This is a genomic window from Microbulbifer agarilyticus, assembly GCF_020171345.1.
Lineage (GTDB): Bacteria > Pseudomonadota > Gammaproteobacteria > Pseudomonadales > Cellvibrionaceae > Microbulbifer > Microbulbifer agarilyticus_D.
Genome location: NZ_JAIUZM010000002.1, coordinates 638,284 through 654,944, shown reverse-complemented (window position 1 = coordinate 654,944; position 16,661 = coordinate 638,284). Strand labels below are relative to the sequence as shown.

The 16,661-nt window shown below is 57.1% G+C and carries 13 protein-coding genes; 7 read left to right on the top strand and 6 right to left on the bottom strand.

Annotated features, from left to right (window positions below; all coding sequences use genetic code 11):
* Nucleotides 1-75: 75 nt before the first annotated feature.
* Together LCM31_RS09895 and LCM31_RS09890 are read left to right on the top strand one after the other, a co-directional pair.
* Nucleotides 76-1,149 carry a 3-deoxy-7-phosphoheptulonate synthase gene (locus LCM31_RS09895; protein ID WP_224869635.1) on the top strand — a complete coding sequence of 358 codons (1,074 nt, stop codon included), beginning with the start codon at nt 76-78 and terminating at the stop codon, nt 1,147-1,149.
* 196 nt (nt 1,150-1,345) lie between these two features.
* The gene (locus LCM31_RS09890; RefSeq protein ID WP_224869633.1) at nt 1,346-1,729 is read left to right on the top strand and encodes a DUF6632 domain-containing protein; all 384 of its coding nucleotides are present in this window, start codon (nt 1,346-1,348) and stop codon (nt 1,727-1,729) included.
* A gap of 6 nt (nt 1,730-1,735) precedes the next feature.
* Here the strand turns inward: LCM31_RS09890 and LCM31_RS09885 are convergent, their stop codons facing one another.
* Nucleotides 1,736-3,373 carry a sodium:solute symporter gene (locus LCM31_RS09885; protein WP_224869631.1) on the bottom strand — a complete coding sequence of 546 codons (1,638 nt, stop codon included), beginning with the start codon at nt 3,371-3,373 and terminating at the stop codon, nt 1,736-1,738.
* Between the two features lie 87 nt (nt 3,374-3,460).
* Nucleotides 3,461-4,093, bottom strand: coding sequence for a thiopurine S-methyltransferase (gene tmpT, locus LCM31_RS09880; protein ID WP_224869629.1), 633 nt, complete (start codon nt 4,091-4,093; stop codon nt 3,461-3,463).
* 87 nt (nt 4,094-4,180) lie between these two features.
* On the opposite strand from tmpT, the gene hrpB reads away from it, so the two are divergent.
* Nucleotides 4,181-6,724 carry an ATP-dependent helicase HrpB gene (gene hrpB, locus LCM31_RS09875; protein ID WP_224869627.1) on the top strand — a complete coding sequence of 848 codons (2,544 nt, stop codon included), beginning with the start codon at nt 4,181-4,183 and terminating at the stop codon, nt 6,722-6,724.
* A 79-nt stretch (nt 6,725-6,803) separates the two neighbouring features.
* Here hrpB and nfuA read toward each other — a convergent pair whose 3' ends face one another.
* Nucleotides 6,804-7,406, bottom strand: coding sequence for a Fe-S biogenesis protein NfuA (gene nfuA, locus LCM31_RS09870; protein WP_224869625.1), 603 nt, complete (start codon nt 7,404-7,406; stop codon nt 6,804-6,806).
* A gap of 122 nt (nt 7,407-7,528) precedes the next feature.
* Nucleotides 7,529-8,206, bottom strand: coding sequence for a type 1 glutamine amidotransferase domain-containing protein (locus tag LCM31_RS09865; RefSeq protein WP_224869623.1), 678 nt, complete (start codon nt 8,204-8,206; stop codon nt 7,529-7,531).
* 177 nt (nt 8,207-8,383) lie between these two features.
* Between LCM31_RS09865 and metH the strand changes: the two genes are divergently transcribed.
* Together metH and LCM31_RS09855 are read left to right on the top strand one after the other, a co-directional pair.
* Nucleotides 8,384-12,079 (top strand): methionine synthase, encoded by a 3,696-nt coding sequence (metH, locus tag LCM31_RS09860; protein ID WP_224869621.1) that lies wholly within the window; start codon nt 8,384-8,386, stop codon nt 12,077-12,079.
* A 66-nt stretch (nt 12,080-12,145) separates the two neighbouring features.
* Complete coding sequence (locus LCM31_RS09855; protein WP_224869620.1) at nt 12,146-12,421, top strand: DUF2970 domain-containing protein; 276 nt, start codon at nt 12,146-12,148, stop codon at nt 12,419-12,421.
* A gap of 106 nt (nt 12,422-12,527) precedes the next feature.
* On the opposite strand, the gene LCM31_RS16320 is transcribed toward LCM31_RS09855, so the two are convergent.
* Nucleotides 12,528-12,662 carry a hypothetical protein gene (locus LCM31_RS16320; protein ID WP_263601026.1) on the bottom strand — a complete coding sequence of 45 codons (135 nt, stop codon included), beginning with the start codon at nt 12,660-12,662 and terminating at the stop codon, nt 12,528-12,530.
* Nucleotides 12,663-12,956: 294 nt separating this feature from the next.
* On the opposite strand from LCM31_RS16320, the gene LCM31_RS09850 reads away from it, so the two are divergent.
* Both LCM31_RS09850 and LCM31_RS09845 read left to right on the top strand, forming a co-directional pair.
* The gene (locus tag LCM31_RS09850; protein WP_224869617.1) at nt 12,957-14,621 is read left to right on the top strand and encodes a nitrite/sulfite reductase; all 1,665 of its coding nucleotides are present in this window, start codon (nt 12,957-12,959) and stop codon (nt 14,619-14,621) included.
* Entirely contained in the window at nt 14,605-15,192 is a 588-nt protein-coding gene (locus LCM31_RS09845; protein ID WP_224869616.1) for a DUF934 domain-containing protein, read from the top strand. Before LCM31_RS09850 ends, LCM31_RS09845 begins: the two co-directional genes overlap by 17 nt.
* 60 nt (nt 15,193-15,252) lie before the next feature.
* Here the strand turns inward: LCM31_RS09845 and LCM31_RS09840 are convergent, their stop codons facing one another.
* Nucleotides 15,253-16,476, bottom strand: a complete 1,224-nt coding sequence (locus tag LCM31_RS09840; RefSeq protein ID WP_224869614.1) for a CaiB/BaiF CoA transferase family protein — start codon at nt 16,474-16,476, stop codon at nt 15,253-15,255.
* Nucleotides 16,477-16,661: the final 185 nt, after the last annotated feature.

The following is a 16,661-nucleotide window of genomic DNA, read 5'->3' as shown; positions in this document are numbered from 1 at the left end:
TAGCATAACTGCCCCGCAGCTCTGTGCTGAGGGCAAGGACGCGACCAAATTATCTAAATAAGTAGTGATTTAACCATGACCACGCAGCAGTTCGACGACCTTAACGTCGTCTCCCAGGACATCCTGATTACACCGGAAGCGCTGAAATCAGAACTGCCCGTTAGTGAGGCAGCTGAAGCTTCTGTGGCCGCCGGCCGTACCGCCGTGCGCGATATTCTCGACCGCAAAGACCACCGCCTGATGGTTGTGATCGGCCCCTGTTCCGTTCACGACGTCGATGCGGCCATCGATTATGCCAAGCGCCTGAAGGCGCTGGCCGATAAGGTCTCTGACACCCTGCTGATCGTGATGCGTGTGTATTTTGAAAAGCCCCGCACCACCGTGGGCTGGAAAGGATTGATTAACGATCCGCATCTGGACGATTCGTTCAAGATTGAAGACGGCCTGCACATTGGCCGCAAGCTTCTGCTGGATGTTGCCGAGCTGGGCCTGCCAACCTCCACCGAGGCGCTGGATCCGATCTCACCGCAGTACCTGCAGGATCTGATTTCCTGGTCTGCGATCGGTGCCCGTACCACCGAATCCCAGACACATCGCGAAATGGCCAGCGGTCTATCTTCCGCAGTGGGCTTTAAGAACGGCACCGATGGCAGCCTGGAAGTAGCCATCAATGCGCTTCAGTCCACTGCCAACCCACACCGCTTCCTGGGCATCAACAAAGATGGTCAGGTTGCCATCATCCACACTGCTGGCAACAAATACGGCCACGTGGTACTCCGTGGTGGCAATGACAAGCCGAACTACGACTCCGTAAGTGTGGCAGTCTGCGAGAAAGAACTCGAAGCAGCAGGCCTAGTGCCCAACATCATGGTGGACTGCAGTCACGCCAACTCCAACAAGAACCACGAATTGCAGCCGCTGGTGGTGGACAACGTGACGCACCAGATTCTGGATGGCAACAAATCCATTATCGGCATCATGGTGGAAAGTAACCTGAAGGCCGGCAACCAGAAGATCAACAAAGATCGCAGCAAGATGGAATACGGCGTATCCGTTACCGATAAGTGCATCGACTGGGAAACCACCGAATCCCTGTTGCTCGGTATGGCGGAGCAGCTGCGCGAACCGCTTCAGGCCCGCAAAGGCTAAACAGTTTCACGCTTATTACAGGCCGGTTTTGCCGGCCTTTTTTTTGCCCGCACAATATCACTTCATTCTTTTCGTCTCCCGCGAGCCACCCTATACGCACATGCGTCAGTGCGCGCCCGAGCATCCCCGGAATTCTATCTACACTACTTGAATAGCAACCAAATCCACTGCACACATTAGGCAACAGGAACCGACAATGACTGACGCACAGAGAATGCAATATCTGAAGATCGCTCTCGTCGTCCTTGGCATCTTCTTTATCTTTGGGATCTACATCATGATGATGTGGGTATGGCCGTCCGGCTGGGGCTGGACGCCGCGGCAGCCGGAATACGAGCAAATGATTATGGGACTCTACGCAACGCTCGGCGTATTCCTGATCAGGGCGGCAAAAAACCCTCTGGAAAACCTGAGCCTTATCTGGTTTACCATTTGGTCCAGCATCGTGCACGGCGCCATCATGCTGGTGCAGGCCTTGGTAGACGAGACCGAACGGGCAAACTTACTGGGCGATGTGCCGGCACTGTTTCTGGTGGCTGCCGTGCTCTGGTATCTCATGCCCAAGCGACATTCACACTAGCGCGCCCTATTCCAACCAGCGCAGCAGAACGAACAGGCACAGAAACCACACAAGGAGCCAGGCACTGCGGCGATACCAATTAACCTTGCCCTCCGTGCGCAAGTGGTGACGTATTGCCTGTTCGTATAAATCCGACTCACCTTCAGTTGCTGCTGCTTCACTTTTCCGCTTGTTGCTGGGCAAGAAAGAGGCCACAACTGCCGCAACAACAGTCACGAAAAAGCCAATCACATTCCACCACAGCCAGGAAATTTCCGGCATAGTCAGCCAACATATGCCATTTACCGCCACCCCGAGTGACAGCCCAACAATGACCTGCGGCCCCGCCACACGCTTGACCAAGAAGCCCAGTATGAACACCGCCAGAATCGGCCCATTCGCCAGCGAGCCGACTTTGTTGATGGCTTCCAACACCGTAGGCGCAATATCGCCCACGTAAAACGCCATTACCAGCGTAACAACGCCCCAGACCGCCGTTATGCCCCGCGAATACACCAACTCTTTTCGTGCCGTCCAATGCCCACGGTGGAACCGCCGAACGTAATCTTCCATGGTCGTGGCACTTAACGAGTTCAACACCGAATCGAGGGACGACATCGCAGCGGCAAACAACGCCACCAGACTCAGCCCCACCAACCCAACGGGTAACGCGTTGATCATGTAGAGCGGCACAGCAAGATTGTATTGAGGCCCCTGCCCGGTCGTCGGCAATGCTGAGACGAATGCCGGGTGCTGTGCGGCGTACACGCCGATACCCACGCCTACCAGGCAGTACAGAAACACCAGCGGGAAGCGCAACACGCCATTGATCAGCAGTGCATTATTGGTGGCGTCAATATTGCGGGTACTGAGCTGCCTCTGCACCTGGCTCTGATCGCAACCGTAATAGGAGACATACAGAAAAAGCCCACCAAATAGCATTGGCCAAAACGCGAACGTCTTGCCATCGCCAAAACCGTGGTGTGCAAAGTCGAGCGTGGTTTTCCGCTCACTGTCGAAGGCCTGCCACATCGTGTCCATGCCTCCGGCGGCGGTCGTCAGCGAAACCAGAACCACCAGCAGCATGATTACGAGAATGAGCAACTGCAGTACATCGGAATAGATAACACCACGAATCCCGCCCATCACGTCATATACCACCGTAAAGGCTCCGAGTAGCAACACGGAAGCGAAAAAGCCCAACCCGGTAATCAAATCAATCACCAGAGCAATGCTGTAGACGGTAACGGCGGTGGCAAACGCGCGAACGAATAGAAACAATCCGCTAAGAGTCAGGCGTGTGGCCAAATCAAAGCGCCGCTCGAGATAGGCATACACAGAAACGAGATTGAGGTGGCGAAACAGCGGCATCACGAACAGGATCAATACCACCATGGCCAGGGGCACTGCCAACTCATATTGCAGCCACAACAGGCCACCACCCGCAGCAAACGCAACAAAGGCCGGCGCTCCAAGGATACTGTTGGTAGAGCACTGGGTGGCCATGATCGACAGGCCTACCGGCCACGGCCCCAGATTACGCCCGGCAACATAGTAATCTTCCCGGCTGCCCTGGCGGCGCGACAACCAGTAAGCCATGGCCAGCAGGCCAATGCAGTAAGCGGCGATAACCCCCCAATCAATCCCTGATATGTGCTGCGTCATTGCTGTGTACTTTGGTTGCGTACTTTGTACTGTTGTTCTTTTGATATTTGGGTGGAAACTCCTTGATCACCCGGTTTCATGACGCCGCTACCTCAGCAGCCAAACGATCTCGCGGGCCGGCACCTTGCCCTTCAAGCCGCCATCAATTTCGGCGGAGCCCAGCTGCTCCGTCTTGTAGGCGCTGTCGTAAAGCCGGTGAACCTCGGCAGCATCCACACAAAATGGCGGCCCTGGCAATTGGCTCTGATCGTAATCAATCGCCAGCAACAGCTGAGGAGCAGCCCCGGTAAGCGCGATCAGGTGCGCTGCGTAGGCTGTGCGCATTGCCTCCGGCAGCGCTACCAGCGCGGCGCGATCGTACACCGCATCGATGGGACCCAACGCATCGCGCGTCAGTTCGAAAAAATCCCCAACAAAGACCTCCAACTGCCCCGCGCTGTAGAGCTTTGCGTTACCCACCTGAGTGATCTGCGGCTCCGCACCAAGCTGCGCAAACAGCTGCTGGATTGCCAGCTCACTCAACTCAGCGCCGACAACGCGGTAGCCGTTTTGTAGCAACCAGGCGATATCCAGTGTTTTGCCGCACAGCGGCAGAAAAATCCGGGCACCGGCCGTTAGCCCCAGCGCATCCAGATGCTCAACCAGCAATGGGTGCGCATCCGGATTGTGGAAGCCAATTTCGTTTTTGTGCCATTTATCCAGCCAAAATTTGTGTTCCATAGACACCGCCCTCGCAGATATTCCTCCTGTAGCGCCGATGATTCGGCGTTAGCCGCACCGCGCCTTTTGCCCGGTATAATACCAGCTATGCCTGAGTTACCTATCCACGAGGTGTTGCCCCAACTGCGCGACCGCCTCAACCAAGAAAACAATGTTGTTCTGCAGGCGCCCCCCGGCGCCGGTAAGACTACCGCGGTGCCATTGGCGCTGCTGGCTAGCCCATGGCTTGAAGGCCGCAGAATCATCATGCTGGAGCCTCGGCGCCTAGCGGCCCGATCTGCTGCCGCTCGTATGGCCGACCTGCTTGGCGAGCCGGTGGGCAAAACCGTCGGATATCAGATTCGCGCAGAGCGCAAATACAGCCGTGATACACGCATCCTCGTGGTGACCGAAGGGATTCTCACCCGCTTGCTGCAATCCGACCCCGAGCTCACCGGTACCGCACTGGTCATTTTCGACGAATTCCATGAACGCAATCTGCAGGGTGACCTGGCACTGGCCCTGTGCCTGCAGTCTCAGGAAGTGTTGCGCGAGGATTTGAAGCTGCTGGTCATGTCGGCAACGCTTGATACGGAAGCCGTCGCCGGCCTGCTCGATGAGGCCCCGGTGATTACCAGTGAAGGCCGCGCCTTCCCTGTCGATATTGCGTACCTCCCCCACCAGCAGGTACCTGAGAACATCCGCCAACTGCCGGCAACCGTGGCACGTAAAGTGAGTGAACTGCTGGCTCAGCGAGATGGCAGCGCGCTTGTGTTTCTCCCGGGGGTCGGCGAGATTCGCCAAGTAGAAAGTGCCCTCAAGGAATCTTTCAGTAGGCAGCCAAACGTATTAATCTCACCGCTTTATGGCGCTTTGAAAAAAGAGCAGCAGGACGCCGCCATCGCGCCCTGCCCCGATGGCAAGCGCAAAATTGTGCTCGCCACCAATGTCGCCGAGACCTCACTAACCATCGAAGGCATTCGTGTGGTGGTGGATGCGGGGCTTATGCGGGAATCGCGCTTCGATCCCAATACGGGCATGAACCGACTGGTTACCACGCAGATATCCCAGGCCTCCGCTACCCAGCGCACCGGACGCGCAGGACGAATCAGCGAAGGATATTGCCTGCGCCTGTGGAGCGAATCCACACAGCGGGGCATGGCGAAAAAGAACAGCCCGGAAATACTGTTAAGTGACCTGGCCCCCGTAATGCTCGAACTGGCCCAGTGGGGTGTGAGCGAACCGAGTGAACTGCGCTGGCTGGATCTGCCACCACCGGGACCCACGGCACAGGCACAAGAATTACTAATCGAGCTGGGGGCGCTCGACACGCAATTGCGGATTACCCCGCACGGGCAGCAAATACTGCAGCTCGGCACCCACCCCCGACTGGCGCACATGATGTTGCGCAGCGTTGAGCTGGGCCTGCAGGAGCCGGCCACCCTACTCGCCGCACTCTTATCGGAGCGTGATATCTTCCGCGGGGATCAGCGCTGGGATAGAGACATCCATAAACGCATGGAAGTATTGCTCGGCCGCACCAAAAATAGCCGCGCGGACTTCGCTTCGATTCAGCGCATCCGCCAGCAGGCGAAGACCTGGCGTGCCCAACTCACGGGGAGCGATGCGACTTCAGCGGCAATCGCGGACGCCCGCGACGCCACCGGTGTTTTACTGGGCCTCGCCTACCCCGACAGAATTGCAAAAAATCGACACGACCGCGAACGGCGCTTCCTGCTTTCGAACGGGCGCGGCGCCCACTTCTCCCACGACGACGATTTGGCCCAGGAAGCGTTCCTCGTCGTCGCGGACCTTGACGGCCAGGGTCGCGACGCGCGCGTTCAACTGGCAGCGCGCATTGACCGCGAGCTTTTGCACGAATACTTTTCCGAGCTTATTGAACAGCGCGAGACTGTGCGCTGGGATAGCAGTGCTGGCCGCGCTATCGCCAGCAAGCAGACCCGGCTTGGCAAGCTGATACTGGAGGAAAAACCTGCACAGGATATTTCCCCCGAGCTGCTCAGCCGCGCGTTGCTCGATGCCATTCGCCAGGGTGGTTTGAGGCTGCTGCCATGGACGAAAGAGTCGGAGAATCTGCTGGAACGCGTGCGCTTTCTTTACCGCGAGCGGGAACAATTTGCCGACTTACTGGATGGGCTGGCATTGCCCGAATGGAGCGAAGCGTCCCTGCTTGAGTCCCTTGAGTCGTGGCTGCTCCCGCACCTGAACGGCTTCAGCAAATTGGACCAGTTGAAGCAGCTGGACCTCAAAAGCATTCTGCTCTCACAGCTGGAGTGGTCCACCCAGCAACAACTCGATACGTTGGCTCCGATCCACATTCAAGTGCCCAGTGGCTCCCGTATTGCCATTGACTACAGGGAGACGCCGCCAGTCTTGCCCGTTCGCTTACAAGAGATGTTTGGCCTCGGCGAAACCCCGACGATTATTAATGGTCGCTACCCGCTGATGATTCACCTGCTGTCCCCAGCGCGGCGCCCGGTCCAGGTCACTCGCGATCTGGCGAGCTTCTGGGAAAATACCTACCAGGAAGTGAAAAAGGAATTGCGCATTAAATATCAAAAACACTTCTGGCCCGATGACCCCACCACGGCGCAAGCGACCAGTAAAACCAAAAAGCGGATGAATGGTTAGATCGTGGGTAAATCTTACAGACATAAAAAAACGCGGCTCGGGCCGCGTTTTTTGTCTCTGCTTACAAGGTCAAACAGGATCAGTAGTAAGCCTGAGATTTATCCGAGTGGTCGGTAATATCCTTCACGCCCTCAAGCTCGGGCACCTTTTCTTTCAAGGTTTTCTCGACACCCTCTTTCAGGGTCATATCGACCATGCCGCAGCCCTGGCAACCGCCGCCAAACTTCAGTACCGCAAACATGTCTTCGGTAACTTCTACCAGGCTCACCTGACCACCGTGGGAGGCCAGACCGGGGTTTACCTCACTGTACAGCACGTAGTTGATGCGATCTTCGATCGGGCTGTCATCGGTAACCTTGGGCATGCGGGAATTGGGTGCACGAATAGTCAGCTGACCACCCATCTTGTCCGCCGAGTAATCAACGCGAGCCTCATCCAGGTACGGCACGCTGCGACCTTCAAAGAACGCTTTGAAGCCATCCAGCTGCATTTCCAGGTCACCTTCTTTCTCTTCACCGGGGCGGCTGTAAGCGATACAGGTTTCCGCGTTTGGGGTACCCGGGTTGGAGACAAACATACGGATAGCGATACCTTCACAGTCCTGCTTGGCCAGGAGGTCCCGTAGGTACTCCTGGGCAGACTCGGTGATGGTAACGTTCAATTCTGACGACTTTTCTGACATAGACCTTCTCAAATCTCAGGGCTTGCAATGGCCGGCACGGAATAACCGAGCTCTATGGTCGGGTATTCTACGCGCTAATCCCCGCAAGTAAAGTCGACCACAAAGGGCATACCCGGCCGCAGTTATGCCAGAGCCCCCAGCAGCGCGCGCGCCGTGGCCTCCGAAGACGCGGGGTTCTGCCCCATGATCAGCAAGCCGTCGGTGGTGACATGGCTTTGCCAGTCATCGGTCTTGGAGTAGTCGGCACCATGCTGTTTCAGCATATCTTCCACCAGGAATGGGACCACGTCGGTCAGGCCGACCCCCTCCTCTTCACTGTTGCTAAACCCGGTGGCCTTGCGGCCCTGAACCAGTGGGTCACCGTGGGAATCTACGGTATGGCGAAACACTGCCGGCGCGTGGCATACCGCACCCACGGGTTTGTCCGAGCGATAGAAGCCCTGAATAAGCGCAATGGAGCGCTGATCTTCAGCCAGATCCCACAAAGGACCGTGACCGCCGGGATAAAACAGCGCGTCATAGCCCTCCACATCGACTTCATCCAGCGACTTGGTATTGGCAAGGGCCTGCTGCGCCAAACCGTCACTCTTGAAGCGACGTGTCGCCAGAGTCTGGGCATCGTCCGCATCACTTTTCGGGTCGATGGGCGGCTGACCGCCTTGCGGGGAAGCAAGGGTGATATCTGCCCCCGCATCCACAAATACGTAGTACGGAGCGGCGAACTCCTCGAGCCAGAAGCCGGTTTTTTGCCCGGTATCTCCCAGTTGGTCGTGGGAGGTCAATACCATCAGTATCTTCACGCGCGTCTCCTCATATTTGAGTCATGCTGTGAGCACTCTGAGTGTAGCTCGCAGCGCTATAACCTTTTGTTTGATCAGCATAAAAACAGGATCTTACAAAGTGACCAGAAAGCCGATGCAGAGGGGTATCTGTGCTAATATTGCCGCCCTTTTGATCCCTGGTTTAAGGAATATCCGATGTCTGAGCAGTCCCGCGATCAACGCCTGAAGCAGTTATACGCCGCCCTGGGCGAGCGCATCCTGATTCTGGACGGTGCCATGGGTACCATGATTCAGCGGGCCAAGCTGGAAGAAGCCGACTACCGCGGTGCGCGCTTTGCCGACTACCCCTCCGACATCAAGGGCAACAACGACCTGCTGGTCCTTACCCAGCCCGATCTGATCGAGCGCATTCACGGCGAATACCTGGAAGCCGGCGCAGACATTATTGAAACCAACACCTTCAACGCCACCCGCCTGTCGCAATCCGATTACGACATGGAAGACCTGGTGCCAGAGCTCAACCGTGTCGCGGCCGAGATCGCACGGCGCGCTGCCGATCAATACTCCACGCCAGAGAAACCTCGCTACGTGGCTGGCGTGCTTGGCCCAACCTCGCGCACCGCGAGCATTTCACCGGACGTGAACGATCCCGGTGCACGCAACGTAACCTTCAACGCGCTGGTAGAGAACTACATCGAGTCAACCAACGCGCTGATCGACGGCGGCTCCGATATCATCCTGATCGAAACCATTTTCGACACCCTGAACGCCAAGGCGGCGATTTACGCCGTGCAGGAAGTATTCGAACAACGCGGTTTTGAGTTGCCGATCATGATTTCCGGCACCATTACCGACGCTTCCGGGCGCACCCTGTCGGGACAGACCACCGAAGCCTTCTACTACTCCGTTGCCCACGCCAAGCCTATCTCGGTCGGACTCAACTGCGCCCTGGGCGCCACCGAATTGCGTCCTTACGTTGAGGCGCTATCTGGCGTCTGCGCCGAACACGTCTCCGCCCACCCGAATGCGGGACTGCCAAACGAGTTCGGCGAGTACGATGAAACGCCGGCCGAAACCGCGGCCGTGGTATCCGAATTCGCCCGCGCCGGCTTCCTGAACATTCTCGGTGGTTGCTGCGGCACCACACCCGACCATATTCGCGCGATTGCCGACGCGGTTGCCGATGTTGCACCGCGCAAACTGCCCGAAATCAAACCCGCCCTGCGCCTGTCTGGCCTTGAGCCGTATGTCGCAGACGAAAACGCGCTGTTCGTGAATGTTGGCGAGCGCTGTAACGTCACCGGTTCCGCGCGCTTCAAGCGCCTGATCATGGAAGAGGATTACGATACCGCGCTGCAAATCGCCGCCGCCCAGGTGGAAGACGGCGCACAGGTGATCGACTTCAACATGGATGAGGCAATGCTGGATTCCGAGGCGGCAATGCGCCGTTTCCTCAATCTATGCGCGACCGAGCCCGACATCGCCAAGGTGCCGTTTATGGTCGACTCCTCCAAATGGGAGGTGATCGAGGCCGGCCTGCAGTGCATTCAGGGCAAACCCATCGTGAACTCCATCAGCCTGAAGGAAGGTGAAGAGGAGTTTATCGAGAAAGCGCGCTTGTGCCTGCGCTACGGTGCCGCCGTTGTTGTGATGGCGTTTGACGAAACCGGACAGGCCGATACTTTCGAGCGCAAGGTGGAGATCTGTAAACGCAGCTACGACGTGCTGGTGAATAAGGTGGGCTTCAACCCCACGGATATCGTTTTCGACCCGAACATTTTTGCGGTGGCCACCGGTATCGAAGAGCACAACAATTATGCGGTGGACTTTATCGAAGCCACTCGCTGGATTCGTGAAAACCTGCCCGGCGCCAACGTATCCGGTGGCGTTTCCAACGTCTCCTTTTCGTTCCGCGGCAACAACCCGGTGCGCGAAGCCATCCACTCGGTGTTCCTCTACCACGCGGTTAAAGCCGGGATGAACATGGGCATCGTGAACGCCGGCATGCTGGAGGTCTACAGCGACCTGCCCGATGAACTGCGGGACAAGGTAGAAGACGTCATCCTCAACCGCAACGACGAGTCCACCGAAGCACTGCTGGATATCGCCGAGAAATACCGCGGTGACGGCAGCGCCGCCGAGCGCAAGGAAGACCTCGCGTGGCGTGAATGGCCGGTGAAAAAGCGCCTCGAGCACGCCCTGGTAAAAGGTATCAACAACTTTATCGAGGAAGATACCGAGGAAGCCCGCGCGGCCTCGACACGTCCACTGGACGTCATCGAAGGACCGCTTATGGATGGCATGAATGTGGTCGGCGACCTGTTTGGCGAGGGCAAAATGTTCCTGCCACAGGTGGTGAAGTCTGCCCGCGTCATGAAGCAGGCAGTCGCCTACCTGCAGCCTTACATCGAAGCCGAAAAGACCGCAGACAGCAAATCCAACGGCCGCATCCTGATGGCCACGGTAAAAGGTGACGTGCACGATATCGGCAAGAACATTGTCGGTGTGGTACTTGCGTGCAATAACTTTGAGGTGATTGACCTGGGTGTCATGGTGCCCGCGGAAACCATCCTGCAGACAGCAAAAGAAAAGCAGTGCGACATCATCGGCCTCTCCGGCCTGATCACCCCATCACTGGATGAAATGGTGCACGTTGCCGCAGAGATGGAACGTCAGGAGTTTGATATTCCGCTGATGATTGGCGGCGCCACCACGTCCAAAGCGCACACCGCGGTAAAAATTGAGCCGCAGTTCAAGCGCAACCAGGTGGTTTACGTTGCCGACGCGTCCCGTGCTGTCGGCGTAGCCAGCAACCTGTTGTCGGATGAACTGCGCCCGGGCTTTGTGCAGGGCGTACGGGACGAATACGTAAAAGTGCGTGAGCGCACGGCGAACCGCAAACGTAACGACCCTCGCCTCAGCTACGCGAAAGCGCTGGAAAGCGGCCCGCAGTTCGACTGGAAGAACTTCACCCCCGCCATACCGAACAAGCCGGGCCTGACCGTTCTCGATGACTTCCCGCTGGATAAGCTGGTGGACACCATCGACTGGACACCGTTCTTTATTTCCTGGGATCTCGCCGGCAAATACCCGGCCATCTTGAACGATGAAGTGGTAGGCGAAGCCGCTACCGACCTGTTCAAGAGTGCGCAAACCATGCTCGCTGATATTATCGAGAACAAGCGCCTGAAAGCCCGCGCCGTATTTGGCCTGTGGCCGGCAAATTCCGATGGCGACGACATTGTTGTGTACACCAATGAAAGCCGCAGTGAAGAACGTGCGCGCCTGCACCAGATACGCCAGCAGGTATTGAAACGCGGCGGCGATGGCTACTGTCGCTCACTGGCGGACTTTGTTGCACCAGTTGGCTCCGGCGTTGCGGATTATGTCGGCGGTTTTGCCGTGACCACCGGTATTGGCGCCGATGAGCTTGCCGCGGAATACGAAGCCAAGCACGACGACTACAGCGCGATCATGGTGAAAGCATTGGCCGACCGTCTGGCCGAGTCTTTCGCAGAGTACCTGCACCGGGAAGTGCGCAGAGAGTACTGGGGCTACCAGGCTGAAGAAGCACTGAGTAATGAAGAGCTGATCAAGGAAGCCTATAGCGGCATCCGCCCGGCACCCGGCTACCCGGCCTGTCCGGACCACACCGAAAAGGCCACGCTGTTCAAACTGCTGAGCGCGGAAGATAATGCCGGTATCGAGTTGACCTCGAGCTTTGCCATGATGCCCGCCGCCGCGGTAAGCGGACTCTACTTTGCCCACCCGAACTCCAAGTATTTCAATGTTGGCAAAATATCGCGGGATCAGCTGGAAAGCTTGGCCGAGCGCAAGGGCATGCAAGTCGATGAACTGGAGCGCTGGCTGCGCCCCAACCTCGAAGACTGATTGAGGAAGAGTCGAAGTCGGGTCGTCGGCCGTCCCGGATGGAAAGTTCTGGATGGAAAGTCCTGGATGGAAAGCATCGAAAGAAAAATACGCGTTCGCTGGAAAAAGGAATCCGGTATGAATCACACCGACGACAAAGATCAACAGCAGAAGCCATCGTTCGGCCAGGTTGTGCTCAGCACCCTGGCTGCAGCGGTGGGCGTGCAATCCGATAAGAATCGTGAAAGGGACTTCAAGGCAGGCAGCTTCAAGGCCTACATTGCTGCAGGCATTATCTTCACCGCCGCATTTGTTGCGGTGCTGATCCTGGTGGTGAGAACAGTTCTAAGCAATATGGGGTAAACCCAGATCGCGCCGAAAACATGCTCACCCAGCAGCCGCCACCCTACTCCACACCGGCAAACGATCGGAGCGAAGTGGGGTTAGCGCAGCGAGGAAGAGACTGGGATTAGCCTTGAGAGGCAACCCAGTACACGCAGGTTGCAACGAATATGGCGACCAGGGCCACCGCCGCAATGGCGTCTACAGCATTATCGCTATCGTCAGATACAACTACTACATCTCTTACTACTTGGTCGTTCATCGGAATACTCCGTCACTCAAGAAATCATTATTGTTTTTAAAGGTAGCAGCACCGCTAAAAACGCGGTTTCTCAAGTAGATCAAATCCCCGCAGACGGTGCAACTGCACGCATATTCACCAACGCTTGCGACAGCGGCTACTTATAACCTTCTGTTACTAAGGTAGCGAAAAAAATTGTTATTTTTTGTATAAGGCGGCTGGTATGTTATGCGCCACTCAGGGTCATAGATAGGCTCCAGAAGACCCTCTGGGCGCTGTTGAGCCGGCGCAAAAATGTAATGGAATCAAGCTCTTATGTATCGATACGACGAACAGGACCACAAGCTGATCCGAGAACGGGTGGCCCAGTTTCGCGGCCAGACCGAACGCTATCTCGCCGGTGAGCTAAGTGAAGAAGAATTTTTGCCCCTGCGCCTACAAAATGGCCTGTATGTGCAGCGCCTGGCCCCCATGTTGCGCATTGCGGTGCCCTACGGGCTGATGAACAGCACCCAAGTTCGTCGCTTGGCACACATTACCCGCAAGTACGACAAAGGCTACGCCCACTTCACCACCCGCCAGAATGTACAGCTCAACTGGCCGAATCTGGAAGATGTACCGGATATCCTGGCGGAGCTGGCGGAAGTCGAGATGCACGCGGTGCAAACCAGCGGTAACTGTATCCGTAACACCACCACCGACCAGTTTGCTGGTGTCGCTGCCGATGAGCTGGTCGACCCCCGCCCCTATTGTGAGCTGATCCGTCAGTGGTCCACCTTCCATCCGGAGTTCGCATTTCTGCCGCGCAAGTTCAAGATTGCGGTTTGTGGTACAGATGAAGACCGCGCAGCGATTCGCGCCCACGATATCGGCGTGCAGATCGTTAAAAACGATCAGGGTGAGACCGGGTTCCAGGTATTTGTTGGCGGCGGTCTCGGCCGCACCCCGATTCTGGGCGTGGCCATTCGTGACTTCCTGCCGGAAACCCACCTGCTGTCGTACCTCGAAGCCATCGTGCGCGTGTACAACCAGTTGGGCCGCCGCGATAACAAGTTCAAGGCGCGTATCAAGATTCTGGTAAAAGCCATGGGCCCCGAGGAATTTGCCCGCCGCGTAGAAGCGGAGTGGGAGCAAATCAAAGACGGCGCCGACGAGCTCACCGTCGAGGCCATCCAATGGGCCAAGCGCTTCTTCCCAGAGCAACCGTATAAAACCTTCAAAGCCGGTCACGGTGAAGCTGTACTGCGCGACCAGGCCGGTGGTGATAAAGCGTTTGCCCGCTGGCTCGAACGCAACACCTTCCCCCATCGCGTAGAGGGCTATCAGGCAGTTACCCTGAGCACCAAGCCAACCGGAATCCCGCCGGGTGACGTGACCGATCGTCAGCTGGAGGCAATCGCCGACCTCTCCGACGAATTCAGCTTCGGTGAAGTGCGTGTAACCCACGAGCAAAACGTGGTACTGGCAGATGTGGAGCAGGAAAAACTGTTCGCGCTCTGGCAAGCGGCGCGCAAGCACGGCTTTGCCACCCCGAACATCGGCACCCTGACCGATATGATTTGCTGCCCGGGCGGCGACTACTGCTCCTTGGCCAATGCCAAGTCCATTCCGGTGGCAGAAGCGATCCAGCGCAAGTTCGATGACCTGGATTACCTATACGACCTGGGTGACCTGGACCTCAATATCTCCGGATGCATGAACGCCTGTGGCCACCACCACATCGGCCATATCGGCATTCTGGGTGTAGATAAAAAAGGCGAAGAGTTCTATCAGGTACAGCTCGGTGGCAGCGCCAACCAAGACGCCAGCCTCGGCAAGGTACTTGGCCCAAGCTTCTCCCGTGACGAAATGCCAGCAACCATCGGCAAGATTCTCGATGTGTTTGTCGAAAACCGCCAGCCGGAAGAATTCTTTATCGATACCTACAAGCGTATCGGACTGCAGCCATTCAAGGAGCGTGTGTATGCCAAAGCCAGCTGAGAAGTCCACGGTGAAGAAGACACCCAAGGCAAAAACCATAGGTGCACAGCCGGAAAATCCCGCACAACTCATAGTTGACGGGAAAGTAGCAGACAACCAATGGAACCTGCTGCCGCTGACTGGTGAAGAAGAGGTTTCGGCCGACAACCTGGTCGCAGGCAAAATCATCTTGCCGGCGAGCGTATGGTTGGCATTGCGCGAAGCACTGCAAGACCGCAAACAAGAGATTGGTGTGTGGCTCGACAGTGATGAAACTGCTGATCTCATTGGCGAGTACGCCGGTGAACTGCCGCTCATTGCCGCGCACTTCCCTGCGTTTACCGATGGCCGCGGTTTTACCGCCGCACGCCTGCTGCGTGAGCGCTATGGCTTTACCGGCGAAATGCGCGCGGTTGGCAATTTCATTCGCGACCAGCTCAGCTACCTGACCCGCTGTGGTTTTAACGCCTTCGCGTTCCAGGGTGAGCAGCCCCTGAGTGCACTGACTGAGTCGCTGCGCGACTTCAGTGACAGCTATCAGGCCGCGGTAGACCAGCCGCTGCCAATCCACCGCCGACGCGCACTCGCCTGAGCGAAGCGGTAACCAAGTCAAAAAAGCCCGGCAGATTTCTGCCGGGCTTTTTTGTTTGTATCAGATGATTCCCTTATCCCGAAGCGCGGCGACTTGCTCAGGGGACAACCCCAGCTCATCGGTCAACACCGCTTGCGTATGCTGGCCCAAGGTGGGTGGCGCATCCTGATAAGCCAGGGGGGATGCGGAAAAGCCCAACGGGTTGCGCACGGTGCGCACAGTGCCCGCCTCCGGATGCGGTTGCTCAACCACCATACCGCGGGCCTGCACCTGCGGATCGGCAAACACCTGCTCTAAATTATTGATTGGCCCGCACGGCACATGGGCATCGCTGAGTTTTTCCAGCCACCATGCGGCGGGCTTAGCGGCAGTTGCAGCCTCCACCAAAGGAACAAGGATCTCGCGCGCCTTCACCCGCCCCTGGTTTGTCGTATACGCGGGATCTTGTGCAACCGCGTCGAGACCGGCAATTTGGCAAAACTTCTGGAATTGCGTGTCGTTGCCAACTGCCAGCATGAAGTAGCCATCACTCGCCGGAACCGCCTGATAGGGGACGATGTTTGGATGTGCAGTACCCTGACGCTCGGGACTGGTGCCGGACACCAGATAGTTCTGGGCCTGATTCGCCAGCCAGGCGACCTGTGTATCCAGCAGAGCCAGATCGATGTGCTGCCCTTCTCCGGTCTGCTCCCGATGCACCACTGCCGCAAGGATGCCGGAAACCGCATACATCCCGGTCATCAGGTCCGCCACAGCAACGCCCACTTTCTGCGGGCCCGCCCCAGGCTGCCCTTCCGGCACCCCGGTAATACTCATCAGGCCACCCATTCCCTGAATCATGGCATCGTAGCCAGCGCGCTGGGCATAGGGACCTGTCTGGCCGAACCCGGTAATCGAGCAATAGATGATGCGCGGGTTAATTGCGCGTATCGACGCGTAGTCCAGGCCGTATTTAGCGAGGCCACCCACCTTGTAATTCTCCAGCAAAATATCGCATTGCTGGACCAGTTCCTTTATTAAGGCCTGGCCCTCGGGCTTGGTGATATCGACCGTTATCGACTTTTTGCCGCGGTTCGCGCTCAAATAGTAGGCCGCATCCGCAGTATCCTTGCCTTCAACGTCTTGCAGATAGGGAGGGCCCCAATGACGGGTGTCGTCGCCCTTGCCCGGGCGCTCGATCTTAATGACCTCAGCGCCAAAGTCCGCCAGCACCTGACTGGCCCAGGGGCCGGCCAGAATTCGACTCAGGTCGAGCACCTTGAGATGAGATAACGGGCCAGACATAAAACTTCCTTATGTATTCGCTCTGACAGCGCTGGAGCGCCAGAGAAAAGTGATCACAAATCTGAGGGCAAGATTATCAGATTTGCTACCCGATGGTCGAAAGCGAGTTAGGATAATTGCGCTCTACCCTTGCTTGTGGGGCACACCGGTGGCCAAAATGGCATGTCCTTTTCCGACCAGCGCAA

Coding starts and splice junctions, on each gene's coding strand:
- nfuA (WP_224869625.1), bottom strand. CDS start 7,406: ATGTCAGAAAAGTCGTCAGAATTGAACGTTACCATCACCGAGTCTGCC.
- LCM31_RS09890 (WP_224869633.1), top strand. CDS start 1,346: ATGACTGACGCACAGAGAATGCAATATCTGAAGATCGCTCTCGTCGTC.
- LCM31_RS09855 (WP_224869620.1), top strand. CDS start 12,146: ATGGAAAGCATCGAAAGAAAAATACGCGTTCGCTGGAAAAAGGAATCC.
- LCM31_RS09840 (WP_224869614.1), bottom strand. CDS start 16,476: ATGTCTGGCCCGTTATCTCATCTCAAGGTGCTCGACCTGAGTCGAATT.
- LCM31_RS09845 (WP_224869616.1), top strand. CDS start 14,605: ATGCCAAAGCCAGCTGAGAAGTCCACGGTGAAGAAGACACCCAAGGCA.
- metH (WP_224869621.1), top strand. CDS start 8,384: ATGTCTGAGCAGTCCCGCGATCAACGCCTGAAGCAGTTATACGCCGCC.
- tmpT (WP_224869629.1), bottom strand. CDS start 4,093: ATGGAACACAAATTTTGGCTGGATAAATGGCACAAAAACGAAATTGGC.
- LCM31_RS09850 (WP_224869617.1), top strand. CDS start 12,957: ATGTATCGATACGACGAACAGGACCACAAGCTGATCCGAGAACGGGTG.
- LCM31_RS16320 (WP_263601026.1), bottom strand. CDS start 12,662: ATGAACGACCAAGTAGTAAGAGATGTAGTAGTTGTATCTGACGATAGC.
- LCM31_RS09885 (WP_224869631.1), bottom strand. CDS start 3,373: ATGACGCAGCACATATCAGGGATTGATTGGGGGGTTATCGCCGCTTAC.
- hrpB (WP_224869627.1), top strand. CDS start 4,181: ATGCCTGAGTTACCTATCCACGAGGTGTTGCCCCAACTGCGCGACCGC.
- LCM31_RS09895 (WP_224869635.1), top strand. CDS start 76: ATGACCACGCAGCAGTTCGACGACCTTAACGTCGTCTCCCAGGACATC.